Genomic DNA, 15,788 nt, shown 5'->3' with positions numbered 1-15,788 from the left:
TGGTTATGGAATACATAACAAGATTTATAATATGATGGAAGAGTACTTTCGAAAGTGCTCATGACTTAAGACCAATCGGTGTAGAGATCGGTACGGCGATCACGCCATGTGGTAACAGAACCTTTTTCACGGACTTGATATAATAGTTCTAGATCCAGATCGGCAGTCACGATCATATCATCATTAATCTCGCCTTCGACTAGAATACCTCGTGGTGGAAAAGGAACATCGTTAGGCGTAATAACAGCCGCTTGTCCAAAGTTACCACGCATAAAGTCTACCGTTGGTAAAGAACCGACTGTTCCTGTAGTGACTACATAGATTTGATTCTCGACAGCACGAGCATGACTGGTATAGCGAACACGATGGAATCCATGACGATCATCAGTACAGGATGGACAGAAGATGACATCTGCACCTTTAGCTTTTGCCATACGTACAATTTCAGGAAATTCAATATCGTAACAAGTTAATAAAGCAATTGTACCTTTATCGGTCTCAAATACGGTTAAGCCTTCACCGGGTGACATATTCCATTCGGTCACTTCTGTTGGTGTAATATGAAGTTTGGGCTGTACAGCTACCCGTCCATCTGGATAAAATAAATGAGCAGTGTTATATAATTTTCCTTCTTTTTCGATCACATGGGTACCACCGATAATATGCATTCCTGTTTCTTGAGCTAATTGTTGAAACAAATGTATATAAGAGTCGGTAAACTCGGGCAATTTCTCGATACCTAAAGCTTTGCCGTGCACATCACCTATGGATAACAATTGAGTGGTGAAAAATTCGGGAAACAGAATAAAATCGACTTCAAATTCTTGAGCCGTCTTCACATAATGAGTAACTTGAGCTGCAAAGTCTTCGAAAGACGCTATCGTTTGAAGGCGATATTGTACCGCCGATACGCGAAATTTCATAACCAATTCAAACCTCCTTGAAGTTCATATACAGACATCATAACAGAATTTATAAACGTTACCAAAAAGCAAAAAAGATGTGGTATATACTGCAAATTTAATTGGAATATACTATAATAAATTTACTTTATTTTACATTAAAATTAGAGGTGATCATGTGGGGTTCATAAAGAATTTCCTGATGAATGCGGGTATGATGGTCACCATTGCATATGTGGCAAATATTATTTATAAATATGCCCTTATACGCTTTTCAGCCCGTATTAAGTATATTAGTTCAATCTTTTTATTGATTTTTGCGGGTTGGGCAAGTTGCTTTTTTGGATTTCGGTTAAGTGAAAACGTTATTTTTGATCTACGGTTTTTGCCTTTAATCGTAGCAGCAGCTGTCTATTCACGTCCGATTGTTATTATGTTGGTAGGTATTGGGATAGGATTAACTCGATTAACCTTCAGTATTGATACAGCAGCTTTTGTAGGTGTGTTGAATTTGACCATTTTGGGAGCAGTCTGTGCTGTTCTGAATATTTGGATGCGTAATAGTGCGGTGAAGTTGTCTATCAAAGGGATTGTCACTGTGCTGGTCGTGAATATGGTTAATGCATTTGATATTGCTGTATTAGGTGTTGTACCGACACGTGTCTATGTATTCGAGATCATGCCGTTTACTTTGCCGATGTCTATTTTAATGAGTGGCGTATTTGTATTGATTTTGCGTGACTTTCATATGGAACAACAACGTATGTTGCAACTTGAACGAGCCAATGAGTTATTGTATCAACAGACCGAAGAACTGCAACAGACTCAATTTGTGTTAGAAGAACGAGCCAAGCAATTGTTATTGGTCTCTCAATACAAGTCTGAATTTTTGGCTAATATGTCTCATGAATTGCGCACTCCGCTTAATAGTATTATCAATTTAGCGCAGATGATGGCAGACAAAGAAGATCAACGGACAGTAGAAGAAACGGTTCTTTATAGTGAAATGATCTATCGATCGGGTCTGGATCTTCTCGAATTGATTAATGATGTACTCGATTTGTCCAAAGTAGAAGCGGGCAAACTGGATATTACGTATGAAGAAGTGAATCTACGTGAACTGCTGGAAGGATTACGGATGCATTTTGAGATTATGGCTCGTAAAAAAGGGATTGCTTTCTATACAGAACAAGAAGATGATATTCCACCGACTATGGCATCAGATGCTCAGCGTATCCAACAGATTTTGCGTAATTTGCTTGCCAATGCTTTTAAATTTACACAAAAAGGTAGCGTCACGTTGCATCTTTATCTGTATCGCTGTGCAGAAGATCATAGCGAATGGATTGTATTTTCAGTACAAGATACAGGTATTGGGATTCCTCCGTCTCAGCATCAATTGATTTTTGAAGCTTTTGAACAAGCAGATAGTTCGATCACTCGTCGTTATGGAGGTACAGGTCTAGGATTATCGATCAGTCGTGATCTAGCGAATATGTTAGGTGGTTATCTGCATATGGATAGTACAGAAAATGAAGGGAGCACGTTTGCCCTCTATCTTCCGTTGTTACATATGGATCGTGATGAGCCTTCATCTCCCACGCTGTAAATCGATCATTTATCATCGGCATAAGCAAATTGAACAAATAAATTCAATTTATTTATCAATTTGTTTGTTGCATGATTGCTGAAATGATAACGGATACATGTCTAAACAAGAGTATAATCAACGTTTGGTTATCTTCAGGAAGGGTAAACAAACCTAACTCTAAAGTTTTCGTAGTCAAGGTTACTTTTGTCATTTACGAAGGAGAGGATACTTATCAAACGAAGACGTGCTCTTGGACTTAACCGTTTGAATGTGCAGAAGCGACGATATTCGATGTATCGTAATCATTTACGAATCGCTACAGCAGAAGGCATTCCAGCCACGATATTTGCAACGTTATTAGGAGGACCTTTTTTAACCGGTTTTTTACTGTATCTTGGTGCGACAGCAGGAGAGATTGGATTTGTGATTGCATTAACCACACTGGTCAATGTCGGACAGGTGATTGTTGCTTTTCTTATCCAACGATTACATAAGCGGAAATGGGTATTGATTTTATCTGTATTTCTGCACCGCGTATTATGGGGAGCCACAGGGCTTGTACCGTTTATTTTTGCCAAAGAACTCTGGGTTCCTGCTTTTATTATGTTGTATATTTCAGCCTTTGTAGCGAATGCCGTAATTGGTGTCGTATGGGCTTCGTTGATCGGGGATATTGTGCCCGGACGATTACGAGGTAGATATTTTGGGATTCGCAATACAATATTGAATGCGCTCGGTAGTATCACGTTATTTGTCGGAGGATTTCTACTGGATAAGTATCCTGGCGGGCAAGGTTTTCTGATTTTATATATTATTGTCTGGATCTGTGTTGTTATGAATGTGGTGATCTTTTTATTCTATCCAGATGCACCTTTCGAGCGTTCAGCAGAGACCAAGTTCGTACCCATGTTGCGTAAGCCGTTATATGATGGTCTATTTATGAAAGCAACATGGTTTCTAGCGTGCTGGTTATTGTTGCAGACACTGGTCGTTCCGTTATACTCGTATGTGATGTTAGAAGTACTGCATGTGAGTTACTCGATTACATCGACGATGACAGTAGTGCAGACCATATTTATGATGATCAGCTTTTATTTCTGGGGCAATATGAATGCACGCTTTAGCAACAAAACATTGCTGTATTGGACATTGCCATTTATTGCGGCTTCTTGTATCGCTTGGAGTCTAAATGCGATTATTCCGACGGTGCTGGCATTATTAATTATTCATATGTTGCTAGGCGTAGGAGTGGGTGGATTCAACCAATTATCTTTTAACTTTATTATTGGAGATACGCCGAAAAATGATCGTCCGATGTTTATCGCTGTCTATTCTGCCATTACAGGACTGACTTCTTTTATCGGGCCACTGGTAGGTGGTAAGATTTTTGAATGGATTGAGCCTTTGCCTAGATGGGTGCAGGTATTTGGATTTCAGACAGCGGTAGGTATTCTATTGTTATTACTAGCCCTGACAGTAGGACGTAAAGTATTGAAAAATCCCAATCCTCATTCCTTTTAAATTCGACGAGTGACTCAACATACAGAGGATCATCATGATTGAACAGATAAAAATTGCCAAACTCCAGTGTACACGCTTAAAATGAGTTCAGGCATACTGCAAACTATGAGTATACATTCGATTACACTATTTTGATGAAAAGAGGTTATGATCAATGAGCAAACAACCGATTTCTACCGATCGTGCTCCTAGAGCACTTGGACCTTATTCCCAAGCGATTGATACAGGGCTTTTTATTTTCGCGTCCGGTCAATTGGGTCTTGATCCTGTCAGCGGAGAATTAGCAGAAGGTGTACAAGAGCAAGCACGTGTAGCTCTTGAAAATGTCACTGCTGTTCTAGATGCCGCAGGTAGCAGTCTAGATCAAGTGGTCAAAACGACTGTATTTTTGCAAGATATGAATGATTTCGCAGCAATGAATGAGATTTATGGTCAATTTTTCAAAGAACCATATCCGGCACGTAGTGCTGTACAGGTAGCTCGTCTACCGAAAGACGCTTTGGTTGAGATCGAAGTTATCGCTTTGAAAAAATAATTAGATGAACTAAAAAAGGCGTTCTCTATAAAAGAGAACGCCTTTTTTTGATCAAATTAAAGATCATGCAACACAATCGCACTACATATCTATTACATTCTTAATCCCTTGTACGATTACGAACAAAGAAGATAAGGATCGCATAGATAAACAGCACAACTGCTAAAATAATAGCCGTTAACCATGTGGCATGGGAGTCTTGATGTTTGAATGCAATCGCACTATACGCCCATACAAAGACAAGCGGATAAATACTATCACGATAGCGATATCCAATCACAAGAGCAATCAATGCACCTACGATTAGTCCAATGACTGACCAGACAGTCGGTGATAGTCCAAAACCAGACCAATCATTTTTGTGTAAGACGATCCCTATATTCAAAATAGTAGCTACGGATACCCAACCCATATAAATACTGAAAGGTAATTTGACGAGAATAATCTGCGCTACAGAAGGACGAACGATTCTTCTTGTGCGTACATACAACACAATGGTGGTTAATAATAACAAAATAATAATCACTGTTGCAATCTCAGTTAATAAAGAGTGCCAGAAGAATAACCAGATGATATTACATAATGAATTGATGACTAACCACATTCCGACTGCTTCGATTCCTTCGTTACTTTCAGAAGAATTGCGGAATTGATAAATTACAAAGCCGACTAATAGCAGATAGATTACAGACCATATGGAAAATGCATAACTAGCAGGTGTTAATAGAATTTCGAACATGTCTGAAATTTCACCTGTACCTCTACCAAATAACGGTAATGTCGCTGCTAGATAATTCATAACCAATACAGCTGCGATAGCTACTGCATTAAGCCATTTGTACGTATTGAGTTTGGACAATAGGAGCCCCTCCTTATTTTTTGAGTTTATATGTAAAGCTAACATTCAATAAACAGAATGCTTTAACTATATACCCATTTGAAGCTGTAATTACACAGGATGAGTTATTTACCACCTATTAGCAGAAGTGATGAAAGTAATCATATGGATATACTCATATATGCATGTATTGGATTCAAAAAAATGAATACGCTCTCATAATTTGAAATGAATATTCCTAAAACAGTCATCAATTTGACAAACCTTGGGTATATAACAATATGTTGATTGTTTCAGCTGATAAAAGGGACTTGAAGGAGGACATTGAATATGGTCGGTAAAAAAGCGTCACAATGGATTCAACAGATTGTTTTTGTAGGACCTGCAACCTTGTTTTTTGCATTGATTGTGATTATCCCCTTTATTTTGGGACTGTACTACTCATTTACAGATTGGAATGGGATTTCGAAAACAATCAACTGGGTTGGATTTAGCAATTACACACATATCGTTACCAAAGATCCTGATTTCCGAAATGCGTTTTGGTTTACTGTTCGCTTTACAGTAGTAGGCATCATTATTACCAATGTTATAGGCTTTGCTTTAGCGTATATTTTGACTAAGCCTTTATTTACACGTAATCTGATGCGTACGATTTTCTTTATGCCGAATATGATCGGTGGATTATTACTTGGATTCATCTGGCAGTTTATTTTTATCAAAGGATTTGCTGCTGTCGGTGAAGCTACTGGATTATCGTTATTCAATCTTCCATGGTTAGGTGATCGCGCTACTTCATTCTGGGGAATCGTGATTGTGTTTGTCTGGCAGACCGCAGGTTACTTGATGGTTATTTACATATCGTCGTTAAACAATGTACCCAAAGATGTTTTGGAATCGGCTGAGATTGATGGAGCGACACGCTGGCAAGTAGTGCGTCATATTATTTTCCCATTAATTATGCCTGCGATTACGATCTGCTTGTTCTTAGCGATCTCATGGGCATTCAAAATGTTCGATCTCAACTTAGCGTTAACCAATGGTGGACCATTCAAAGCGACTGAATCGGTAGCATTGGATATTTATAATGAAGCCTTTACCAATAATCGTCTAGGCTTAGGTACAGCAAAAGCTGTTATTTTCTTCGTGATTGTTGCACTGATTACCAGTGTGCAGGTACGTCTGACGAAAAGCAGGGAGGTTGAACTGTAATGGATATTCAAAAACGATACGGTGTCCGTACACTGATTCTCGAAATTATTGTTGTGATTGTCGGCTTAATCTTCCTGATTCCGTTTTATTTTCTATTGGTCAACTCTGTTAAGTCATTTGCAGACATTTTGTCCAATTCAGCAGGCTTGCCGCAAGCTTATTTATGGAGCAATTATGCCAAAGCATGGACAGCTATTGATTTTCCTACAGCACTTAAAAATTCATTGATCGTTACGATCGTTAGTAATCTATTGCTCGTCTTAATCAGTTCAATGGCGGCTTATCAGATGGTACGTCAGCCTTCTTTGTTTAATCGCATTCTGTTTTTCGTATTTGTTGCTGCGATGGTTATTCCTTTTCAATCGATCATGTTGCCACTAATGGAAATGGCAAGTAAATATCGTTTGAATAATAGCATGTACGGATTGATCGTAAGTTATCTTGGATTTGGAGCACCGTTATCTGTGTTTCTTTTCCACGGATTCGTCAAAACGGTTCCTCTTGAAATTGAACAAGCGGCGCGTGTAGATGGTTCTTCACGTTATGGTGTGTTTTTCCGTATTGTGTGTCCATTAATGCAGCCGATGTTTGTAACAGTTATTATTCTGAACACATTATGGATCTGGAACGATTATCTTTTGCCTTCTCTAATCTTATCGAGTCCAGAATTACGCACCATTCCTATCGCAACGTATAGCTTCTTCGGTCAATACACGAAGCAGTGGGATATGGCATTACCTGCGTTGGTACTTGGTATTACGCCTATTATTATTTTCTTCCTGTTTATGCAGCGTTATATTATCGAAGGTATCACTTCAGGATCAGTTAAAGGTTAATAGGAAGATTCTCTGAACTACAATTAATATTCAAAATGAAATAGAGAAAAAATCTAAATCAGCAAAACAGGAGGATCGAAGTATGAAAAAAATACTTTTACTACCACTGACTTTGCTATTCGGATTAGCGACAGTATTATCCGGTTGTGGCAATCAGAATACAGAAGATGCAGGTGGAACCAAAACGATTCATATTTATCAATATAAAGTAGAAATCTCTGATGCACTTGCCAAATTAAAAGTAGAGTATGAAAAAACGCATCCTGGCGTGAAGTTGGATATTCAGTCTGTCGGTGGCGGTAGTGATTATGCGGCTTCGCTTAAAGCCAAATTTGCTTCAGGGGATGAACCTGATATTTTCAGTAACGGTGGATATGAAGAAATGAATCTGTGGTTTGAATACATGGAAGATTTGTCAGATCAGCCGTGGGTGAGCGATCTGGTCGATGGAGCGAAAGAATCTATTAGTCGTGACGGGCATATCTATGGACAACCGATCGGTTTAGAAGGATATGGATTTATTTATAACAAAGATATTTTTGATAAAGTAGGGATTAAAGAATTACCTACCACATTAGAAGAATTACAAGCCGTCTGTGAAAAGCTGAAAGCTGCCGGTTATATTCCATTCTCAAATGCATTCCAAGAATGGTGGGTGTTAGGGAATCATAATTCCAATATTCCGTTTGCACATCAAAGTGATCCTGTACAATTTCTACAACAATTGGATGCAGGTACAGCACAGATTCCAGGAAACGAGAAATTTACAGACTGGTTGAATCTGGTTGATCTGATGGTGAAATACGGAAATAATAATCCGTTAACGACGGATTACAATACACAGGTGACGTTGTTCGCCAATGGTAAAGCCGCAATGATGCAACAAGGGAACTGGACACAGGTACAGATTGACGGGATTAAGCCGAATATGAATATTGGACTTATGCCTATCCCGATTAATAATGATAAGCAAGAAAATGATCGTCTATTTGTCAGCGTGCCTAACAACTGGATTGTGAACAAAAATTCACCGGTTAAAGCAGAAGCAAAAGAATTTTTAAATTGGTTAGTGACTTCAGATACAGGAAAACACTATATCACTGACGAATTTAAATTTATACCTGCTTTCAAAAGTATTCCTACCACCGATAAACAGCTAGGTCCTATCGGTTCAGATATTGTAAAATACAATGAAGCAGGCAAAACGCTCCAATGGGTATTCCCACGATTTGCAACAGGATTAACCAAAGATTACGGCAGTACGATTCAAGCATACATCGCTGGCGAGTTGACTAGAGATGAGATGCTGGAACAAATGCAAGCAGAATGGGTTAATTTACAATTAAGATAGTCTGACATGAATAGGTCTTGTCGTAGATCAGGCTAAGCGAGTAGCAGGCGTAAGCCTGATCTATGATCAAGGTATATCATGTCCCACCAAAAGCCAAAGTGGAGGGGAAAAGTAGAATGGAAGATACTAGCGAAGCGATACACCCGGACAAAGCAGGATTACCTGTCGTGCAAGAAACATGGAACTCATTTGGACATATGATTCGCTGGCAAGAACATAATGGAGTTTACCTTTGTTACGGAGAACGCAGTCATGCGGCGCTTATTTTTTTATCAGATGGCGAATTTCGCTTCAAAGTATTTCAAGGAGAATATCCTGATCTATCGACAACGATAGCCATATTACCTCGCACAGAAACATCTCAACCAGAAGTTGAAGAAAATGAAGAAAACCTTGTTTTTACAACATCGGTTATTCAAGTTTTGCTCAATAGGCAAACGTTTGCACTAACGGTGTTAGACAAGAATGGTCAAGAGATTGCCCGTCAAGAAACAGTCAGTTGGAGTCCGCGTGGAGCAACAAATGGATTGTTCAATATGCAAGAAGGCTCGCACTTTTATGGCTTAGGGGAAAAGTCGAGCTTTCTTGATAAACGTGGAGAACGGTATACGATGTGGAATACGGATGTGTATGCTCCACATATGCCAGAGATCGAAGCGTTGTATGAATCGATTCCATTATTGCTGCATATGCAAGGCGAGACCACATATGGCATTTTCTTGGATAACCCGGGACGTTCAGACTTTGATATGCGTTCACATGGTGTAGCCTATACGATTGGATGTTCTACAGGTGAATACGATATTTACTTTATCTATGGACCGGAATTGAAAGATGTAATTCGTCGGTATACTGCTATGACCGGACGTATCTCTTTACCACCCAAATGGGCGCTTGGTTATCATCAATCCCGTTATAGTTATATGAACCAGAGTGAAGTGATGCAGTTAGCACGTGATTTCCGTGAGAAAGATATTCCGTGTGATGTGATCTATCTAGATATTCATTATATGGAAGGGTATCGGGTATTTACGTTTGATAAAATTCGCTTTCCTGATCCGAAAGGTATGATCTCTGAACTGAAGGACATGGGGATTCGTATCGTACCAATCGTCGATCCCGGCGTGAAAAAAGATCCTAAATATCCCGTATATCGTGAAGGGGTGCAAGAAGATCATTTCTGCCGTTACTTAGAAGGAGATATCTATTTCGGAGATGTATGGCCGGGTACCAGCGCTTTTCCTGATTTCACAGATAATCGAACAGCGGAGTGGTGGGGTCAATTGCATGAATATTATACCTCACTCGGAATAGAAGGCATCTGGAATGATATGAATGAACCGGCTGTTTTTAATACATTGAAAACGATGGACTTGGATGTGATTCACAAAAATAATGGCAAGCCAATGACACATGAAGAATTGCATAATTTGTACGGATTATTAATGTCCAAAGCGACATATGAAGGTATGAAAGATCATATGAATGGTCGTCGTCCGTTTATTTTGACCCGTGCAGGCTATTCAGGTATTCAGCGGTATGCGGCTATCTGGACAGGGGATAATCGTAGCTTCTGGGAGCATATGGCGATGGCGATTCCAATGGTACTTAATATGGGTCTATCCGGATTACCTTTTGCAGGGCCTGATATTGGCGGATTCGCACATCATACGTCTGCACAGTTATTGGTAAGATGGACGCAGATGGGAGCCTTTTTCCCGTATTGTCGGAATCACTCTTCTCTGGGCACAACACGTCAGGAACCGTGGTCGTTTGGTGAGCAGATTGAAGGTGTTTTGCGTGAATATATCGGGCTACGTTATCGCTGGTTACCCCATCTGTACAATCTATTTCATGAAGCGTCTCAGACAGGAATGCCAATTATTCGTCCATTGATTCTAGAATATCCACGCGATCCACAAGTGACGAATCTATGTGATCAATTTCTTGTAGGTGCCGATGTATTAATTGCACCGATCTACCGACCGGATACGTACTGTCGTGCAGTGTATTTACCAGAAGGCATATGGCATGATTACTGGACAGGTGAACGTCATCAAGGAGGCAAGCATATATTAGTTGATGCTCCGCTGGATGTATTACCGATGTTTATCCGTGCAAGTTCGATTGTAGTTGAAGGATCTTTACGTCAATATACCGGTGATCAAGCTGACGATTCGATTACATTCCATATTTATGGTGCGATTGCAGATGATTCATTTACCGCGGCATACAGTCTATATGAAGATGATGGAGAAACATTTGCTTATGAAAATGGCAAGCACTCGAAGCTGGATATTCGTGTACAAGGGGAGACCGATGGATTACGGTTGTCGATGCGCTATGCTCATAGAGAATATGTAGCTGTACGTGATCAATTGCGCTTTACATTACGTCAACCTGAATTTACGCCATCCGAAATTGTAGGGCTAGAGTCAATCACATTGGATGATCTGGCTGAAGGGAAAACAGGCTGGAGTATGGATGAACAAAGTGGCGATATTTTAATTCAAGTATTGGATACCGAACAAAATGAATGGATTCTAAAAGTCTAAAAAAAGGTCATTTCTTTCACAGAGATTGGTGAAGGAGATGACCTTTTACCATGTTATGATATAAGTAGATATCTTCATTTTTACTTATGATTTTAAATAAAAAGACGATAATGATGATAACTACCCAAATGAGCTTTTAGACTAGATTGATAAATTATAAAATAGATGTGAACTGTCTTAGATGATTATATTACATAGAAATCTAATGATATTGGAGATGAATACATGCAATCATGCTGGATCGGAATAGATATAGGAGGCACTGGCATTAAAGGTGCTTTGGTAAATGAGCAGGGACAGATGATTGAACGTATGGAGTTGCCTACCCAAGCAGAACAAGGTGCTGAATTTATATTAGGACGAGTCTTATATATCGCCAATGAACTCAAAAGTATTGTCTATGATAGTGTGAAACAACGCTTTATCTCGGTTCATGGTATCGGTATCGGTTCCGCAGGTCGAATCGATCGTGAAAGTGGGATCGTAATTGATGCGACTGATAATTTGCCGGGATGGAAAGGGATGCGACTGGCTGAATTGGTTACCGCTTCAACAGGACTACCATCATGGATTGTCAATGATGCTCATGCTGCCGCCGCAGGAGAAGACTGGATTGGTGCATCTTCTCAGGTACAATCTTCTATCATGCTAACGATCGGAACAGGAGTAGGTGGTGCGCTTGTTCACTATGGCGAAGTGATCTCCGGTCAATACGGAGGAGCTGGTGAATTAGGGCATATGATTCTACACCCTGGAGGCTTACCTTGTAATTGTGGTAAAAAAGGATGTGTTGAACAATATATTTCAGGCACAGCACTACATCGTCGTGCAGATGAGTATGTACCCGGTTGGAATGCATATACTTTGATGAGAGAAGCCAAGCAAGGCACAGCAGAAGCATTATTTATATTGGACGGATGGATCAATGATCTGGCAAATACGATTATTAATATGGATCAAATCTTCGATCCACAGGCGATTGTGATCGGTGGCGGTGTAATTGTTACACGTGGAACGTGGTGGGAATTACTTCTTCAACGTATTCAAGAATTGGGCGGTAGACCAGTATTATTAATGCCTGCACAATTAGGTAATCATGCAGGCATGGTAGGAGCTGCTCGAATTGCTATGTTAAATGCTCAATTGTAAAATACGCTGTGCTTCGGCGATTCGAGTAGGATCAAGAGCAAGCTGAATATCGCTATTGATACGCATAGCGCTACCCAAATGAACTTCTTGAATACATGTCTCTTTGATAAAGGGAGCCAGATTCTGCAAAGTTAACCCTGCTCCAGCAATCAATTGAATATGAGTTTGTCTAGCTAAGCGATTCAGAGTAATCATTTGCATAGTAGCTTGTATCACCGAAGGTTGCCCCCCTGAAGTTAAAATATGCGTAATCTGAGGATAGCGTGACAATATCTCCAGCCCTCTCTCTAGATCATCTAATTCGTCAAAAGCACGATGGAACGTAAAAGGCTTACCATCTGCCGCATCCAGTAGTCGCTCTAATGCAATAATATCAATCTCCCTATCCGCAGTTAGTACACCAGTGACTATCGTTGCTACATCTGTACGAGAGATATGACGGATATCTTGTACCATACGCATTAGATCAGCATCATCATATACAAAATGATGACTATGCGGACGCACCATCATATTGACAGGAATAGAGACCGATTCGGTCATTTGTTCGATAACGTCGAGGCTGGGTGTAAGCCCTCCTTCTTGTTGAGCCGCTATCCATTCGATTCGATCTGCACCTGCTTGATCTGCAATGATAGCATCTGCTGGCGTTGTTGCAATGACTTCCAGTATTTTTCGCATAACAACCTCTCTTTCTGTACTCCTATTTATAGACAGCATATCATCAGCAATGATATATCTGATTATGTGCTACCACAGGAATTAGGTAACAGTATCTATGTACCCCGCGTCGACATTACAGACGATTAGCACTACGGACTGCGCATCACAACGTAGACGCGCTACAACAATAGCGAAGAATAACATGGATTAATATCCAAGTAAAGATCGGCAGGGCTTGATTGCCTGTGTCCATACTTTTTTCTATACTAGAAGTAAATGAACAGATGAAAGGAGAGGAATTCATGGCGGATATATCCTTTTATCGCAATCTCCAGCTTCCCTTTGTAGAAGGTAAGCGTTGCTATGCGGATGAACTGACTTATCATCGACATTTTCATGAGGAATATTCAATCGGTTTGATTCATCATGGGCATACGGATGCTTGGTGTGATGGTAAGCTTTGGGAAGTAGAAGCAGGTCGTATGATTAGTTTTCCTCCGCATATGCTACATGCTTGTCATCCGAAGCAAGGACTGAAATGGAGCTATGATATGCTCTTTATTGATCCTCAATGGTTAGAAGGCATGGAGCAGGAGGAATTGGCACAGATTGATATTCCTTATTTGCTGTCCGCACGAAAAAATCAAGATTGTACCATGCAGATGCACCAGACGATGAACTCACTAATGAATGGGAATGACCCACTTGAAACTGAAACAGCATTGATTGGATTGTTACAGCAACTTACGGGTAGCGAGTACGGCGATCTGGAGCACCAAAGCATGACCTCACTAGCTGACCGAAAATATGTCGGCATTGTACAGGAGTATTTACATGCGAACTTCCATCGTCCGATCCTGCTAGAAGAGCTAGAGCAGGTTACATCTATTAGCCGTTTTCACTTGATTCGACTGTTTAAACAGTGGCAGCACGTACCACCACACGTCTACCAAAATCTACTGCGTATCAATTATGCCAAAACAGAGCTACATCGCCAGCGTCCTATTGTAGAGGTAGCAACAGAAGTCGGATTTTATGATCAGAGCCATTTTACCCGAATGTTTACCCGTGTCGTTGGAGTTACGCCGCGAAGATATAAAGTTTCGGTTATCTAGGGTCGGGTGCATGTAGTGAAGCTCATTGTGGTTTGACTTGTGCACCTAAAGTATAAAGTTTGTATAGAAAATTAGCTACATAGCAATTTTGTACAATAATTCTCTTTTCCTTTTCGTTAGTGTATAGGGAAGAGGAGTGATGAATGATGGATCAAATGATAGAACATGAGCAGCGACTGGCTGCACAAGCATCTGCGGCACTAAAGGCGATTGCACGTCGTCCGGATATTAAAGGATATATAGAGAATAGTCCGTCTAGCTATACCCTACTACAGCGTGCAGCAGCGCGTTATGTAACAGGAGAAAAGCGGTCACAGGCGTTAGAGGTAGCTAATCAGCTAATAGACTATGATTATGCGGTATCGCTGGAATATATCGGTGAAAATACAGTATCGCTTGCCGCCTGTCAGCAGGCACAGCAAGAGCTCACTGGATTAATCCTTGAGATGGGTGAGCAGGGAATGAGTGGGCGCGTCTCGTTTGACCTGTCGCATATTGGTCTTCTTGTAGATCGTGAGCTAGCGCTTCGTCATCTCCTAGAGTTAGGAGAGTTATCGCAGAAGTATACGATCGAGCTATTTATTAGCATGGAAGAGTCAGCGAAAACGGAGTCGATCTTGGAGGTCTATCGCCAAGCAGTAGCAATCTATCCGCTGATCGGTATCACATTACAAGCACAGTTGAATCGGACACCAAGCGATGCATTGGATGTGCTAGCGACAGATACGCGTGTAAGGATCGTTAAAGGAGCCTTTGAGGAGCTAGATACAATTGCACTCTCACGCTCGGCAGAGCTAGATCAAAGGTATAAGGAGCTATTCGAGCTAGCTGTACAGCGCGGTTGTCATATTTCTATTGCCACGCATGATGAGACCCTAATCAATCGCTTACTGCAATATGAATTCAAAGAAGCGGCTTCAGTTGAGCTAGAGCTATTGTATGGGATTCGTCCAGAATTGTGCGTGAAGCTACGTGAGAAAGGTTATCCTGTACGCATTTATCTGACTTATGGGCAGAAGTGGTATTTGTATCTGTGCCACCGGATTGCAGAGTACCCGCCTAATTTGTTTCAAGCACTCGTCGATATCGTAGATGGTCAGCGGGAAGCGCCTGTGCTGCAATACCATGTAACATAACGAGGATGAAATGTACCCAAAACGAATATCTTCAAGTCTAAAAAGAGAAACATACGGATACGCTGTGGAGAGCGTAATCCGTATGTTTTTGGTTTATCTTCGGGCAGCCAGTACTGTAGGAAGATCGAGCGAACCTGTGAATAACGATAGACTAACTACAACAGAAGCACCCATAGTGATAACCGCTTTTGTGAATGAACTTGATTTCATAGTGGATAATTCCATGTTCCCGATTGCCATTTTAAGATTTTTAAAATGAATCTCAGTCTTTTTAGTAGGAAATCTGGAATTTTTGGGCATCCACCCTTATAATAGATAAGATACCTACTCTGACAAAGATTATTGTTGTTTGTCAGAATTTTGGTGATAAAATCATTTTCTCAT

At 40.4% G+C, this 15,788-nt stretch carries 14 protein-coding genes; 10 read left to right on the top strand and 4 right to left on the bottom strand.

Annotated elements, in window-relative coordinates; translation table 11 throughout:
* Positions 1–65: 65 nt before the first annotated feature.
* A complete protein-coding gene (locus PTI45_RS20965; RefSeq protein WP_069329533.1) occupies positions 66–923 on the bottom strand; it encodes a carbon-nitrogen hydrolase family protein in 858 nt (285 codons plus the stop codon).
* A gap of 157 nt (positions 924–1,080) precedes the next feature.
* On the opposite strand from PTI45_RS20965, the gene PTI45_RS20960 reads away from it, so the two are divergent.
* From PTI45_RS20960 to PTI45_RS20950, 3 genes are all read left to right on the top strand, one after another.
* On the top strand, positions 1,081–2,511 hold the full coding sequence (locus PTI45_RS20960; RefSeq protein WP_371748116.1) for a sensor histidine kinase: 1,431 nt from the start codon (positions 1,081–1,083) through the stop codon (positions 2,509–2,511).
* A 246-nt stretch (positions 2,512–2,757) separates the two neighbouring features.
* Positions 2,758–4,014: an MFS transporter gene (locus PTI45_RS20955; RefSeq protein ID WP_425415585.1), complete on the top strand. Its 1,257-nt coding sequence runs from the start codon at positions 2,758–2,760 to the stop codon at positions 4,012–4,014.
* A gap of 154 nt (positions 4,015–4,168) precedes the next feature.
* A complete protein-coding gene (locus tag PTI45_RS20950; RefSeq protein ID WP_069329530.1) occupies positions 4,169–4,549 on the top strand; it encodes a RidA family protein in 381 nt (126 codons plus the stop codon).
* A gap of 100 nt (positions 4,550–4,649) precedes the next feature.
* Here the strand turns inward: PTI45_RS20950 and PTI45_RS20945 are convergent, their stop codons facing one another.
* The gene (locus PTI45_RS20945) at positions 4,650–5,408 is read right to left on the bottom strand and encodes a tryptophan-rich sensory protein (protein WP_069329529.1); all 759 of its coding nucleotides are present in this window, start codon (positions 5,406–5,408) and stop codon (positions 4,650–4,652) included.
* A 309-nt stretch (positions 5,409–5,717) separates the two neighbouring features.
* Between PTI45_RS20945 and PTI45_RS20940 the strand changes: the two genes are divergently transcribed.
* The 5 genes from PTI45_RS20940 to PTI45_RS20920 all read left to right on the top strand — a co-directional run bounded on the left by PTI45_RS20940 (position 5,718) and on the right by PTI45_RS20920 (position 12,490).
* Positions 5,718–6,599 (top strand): carbohydrate ABC transporter permease, encoded by an 882-nt coding sequence (locus PTI45_RS20940; RefSeq protein WP_069329528.1) that lies wholly within the window; start codon positions 5,718–5,720, stop codon positions 6,597–6,599.
* Positions 6,599–7,435 (top strand): carbohydrate ABC transporter permease, encoded by an 837-nt coding sequence (locus tag PTI45_RS20935; protein ID WP_069329527.1) that lies wholly within the window; start codon positions 6,599–6,601, stop codon positions 7,433–7,435. The genes PTI45_RS20940 and PTI45_RS20935 overlap by 1 nt, the downstream gene beginning before the upstream one ends.
* 82 nt (positions 7,436–7,517) lie before the next feature.
* Positions 7,518–8,786 carry an ABC transporter substrate-binding protein gene (locus tag PTI45_RS20930; RefSeq protein ID WP_069329526.1) on the top strand — a complete coding sequence of 423 codons (1,269 nt, stop codon included), beginning with the start codon at positions 7,518–7,520 and terminating at the stop codon, positions 8,784–8,786.
* A gap of 116 nt (positions 8,787–8,902) precedes the next feature.
* Positions 8,903–11,341 carry a glycoside hydrolase family 31 protein gene (locus PTI45_RS20925; RefSeq protein ID WP_069329525.1) on the top strand — a complete coding sequence of 813 codons (2,439 nt, stop codon included), beginning with the start codon at positions 8,903–8,905 and terminating at the stop codon, positions 11,339–11,341.
* 225 nt (positions 11,342–11,566) lie between these two features.
* Positions 11,567–12,490, top strand: coding sequence for an ROK family protein (locus PTI45_RS20920; RefSeq protein ID WP_069329524.1), 924 nt, complete (start codon positions 11,567–11,569; stop codon positions 12,488–12,490).
* On the opposite strand, the gene PTI45_RS20915 is transcribed toward PTI45_RS20920, so the two are convergent.
* Complete coding sequence (locus tag PTI45_RS20915; protein WP_069329523.1) at positions 12,473–13,171, bottom strand: copper homeostasis protein CutC; 699 nt, start codon at positions 13,169–13,171, stop codon at positions 12,473–12,475. The two genes, PTI45_RS20920 and PTI45_RS20915, sit on opposite strands and share 18 nt — an antisense overlap.
* A 284-nt stretch (positions 13,172–13,455) precedes the next feature.
* Between PTI45_RS20915 and PTI45_RS20910 the strand changes: the two genes are divergently transcribed.
* Together PTI45_RS20910 and PTI45_RS20905 are read left to right on the top strand one after the other, a co-directional pair.
* Positions 13,456–14,268 (top strand): helix-turn-helix transcriptional regulator, encoded by an 813-nt coding sequence (locus tag PTI45_RS20910; RefSeq protein WP_069329522.1) that lies wholly within the window; start codon positions 13,456–13,458, stop codon positions 14,266–14,268.
* Between the two features lie 146 nt (positions 14,269–14,414).
* Complete coding sequence (locus PTI45_RS20905) at positions 14,415–15,404, top strand: proline dehydrogenase family protein (RefSeq protein WP_069329521.1); 990 nt, start codon at positions 14,415–14,417, stop codon at positions 15,402–15,404.
* Positions 15,405–15,497: 93 nt separating this feature from the next.
* Here the strand turns inward: PTI45_RS20905 and PTI45_RS24280 are convergent, their stop codons facing one another.
* Positions 15,498–15,644, bottom strand: a complete 147-nt coding sequence (locus tag PTI45_RS24280; RefSeq protein ID WP_175425239.1) for a hypothetical protein — start codon at positions 15,642–15,644, stop codon at positions 15,498–15,500.
* Between the last annotated feature and the right edge of the window lie 144 nt (positions 15,645–15,788).

Origin of the sequence: Paenibacillus nuruki, from assembly GCF_001721045.1 — a bacterium.
Lineage (GTDB): Bacteria > Bacillota > Bacilli > Paenibacillales > Paenibacillaceae > Saccharibacillus > Saccharibacillus nuruki.
The sequence above is the reverse complement of the archived record's forward strand: the minus strand, read 5'-3'. Positions and strand labels throughout refer to the sequence as shown.

Bases quoted from the DNA above. Each gene is read 5' to 3' on its own strand.
- PTI45_RS20965 (WP_069329533.1), bottom strand. From the start codon at position 923: ATGAAATTTCGCGTATCGGCGGTACAATATCGCCTTCAAACGATAGCG.
- PTI45_RS20950 (WP_069329530.1), top strand. From the start codon at position 4,169: ATGAGCAAACAACCGATTTCTACCGATCGTGCTCCTAGAGCACTTGGA.
- PTI45_RS20940 (WP_069329528.1), top strand. From the start codon at position 5,718: ATGGTCGGTAAAAAAGCGTCACAATGGATTCAACAGATTGTTTTTGTA.
- PTI45_RS20935 (WP_069329527.1), top strand. From the start codon at position 6,599: ATGGATATTCAAAAACGATACGGTGTCCGTACACTGATTCTCGAAATT.
- PTI45_RS20930 (WP_069329526.1), top strand. From the start codon at position 7,518: ATGAAAAAAATACTTTTACTACCACTGACTTTGCTATTCGGATTAGCG.
- PTI45_RS20925 (WP_069329525.1), top strand. From the start codon at position 8,903: ATGGAAGATACTAGCGAAGCGATACACCCGGACAAAGCAGGATTACCT.
- PTI45_RS20920 (WP_069329524.1), top strand. From the start codon at position 11,567: ATGCAATCATGCTGGATCGGAATAGATATAGGAGGCACTGGCATTAAA.
- PTI45_RS20915 (WP_069329523.1), bottom strand. From the start codon at position 13,171: ATGCGAAAAATACTGGAAGTCATTGCAACAACGCCAGCAGATGCTATC.
- PTI45_RS20910 (WP_069329522.1), top strand. From the start codon at position 13,456: ATGGCGGATATATCCTTTTATCGCAATCTCCAGCTTCCCTTTGTAGAA.
- PTI45_RS20905 (WP_069329521.1), top strand. From the start codon at position 14,415: ATGGATCAAATGATAGAACATGAGCAGCGACTGGCTGCACAAGCATCT.
- PTI45_RS24280 (WP_175425239.1), bottom strand. From the start codon at position 15,644: ATGGCAATCGGGAACATGGAATTATCCACTATGAAATCAAGTTCATTC.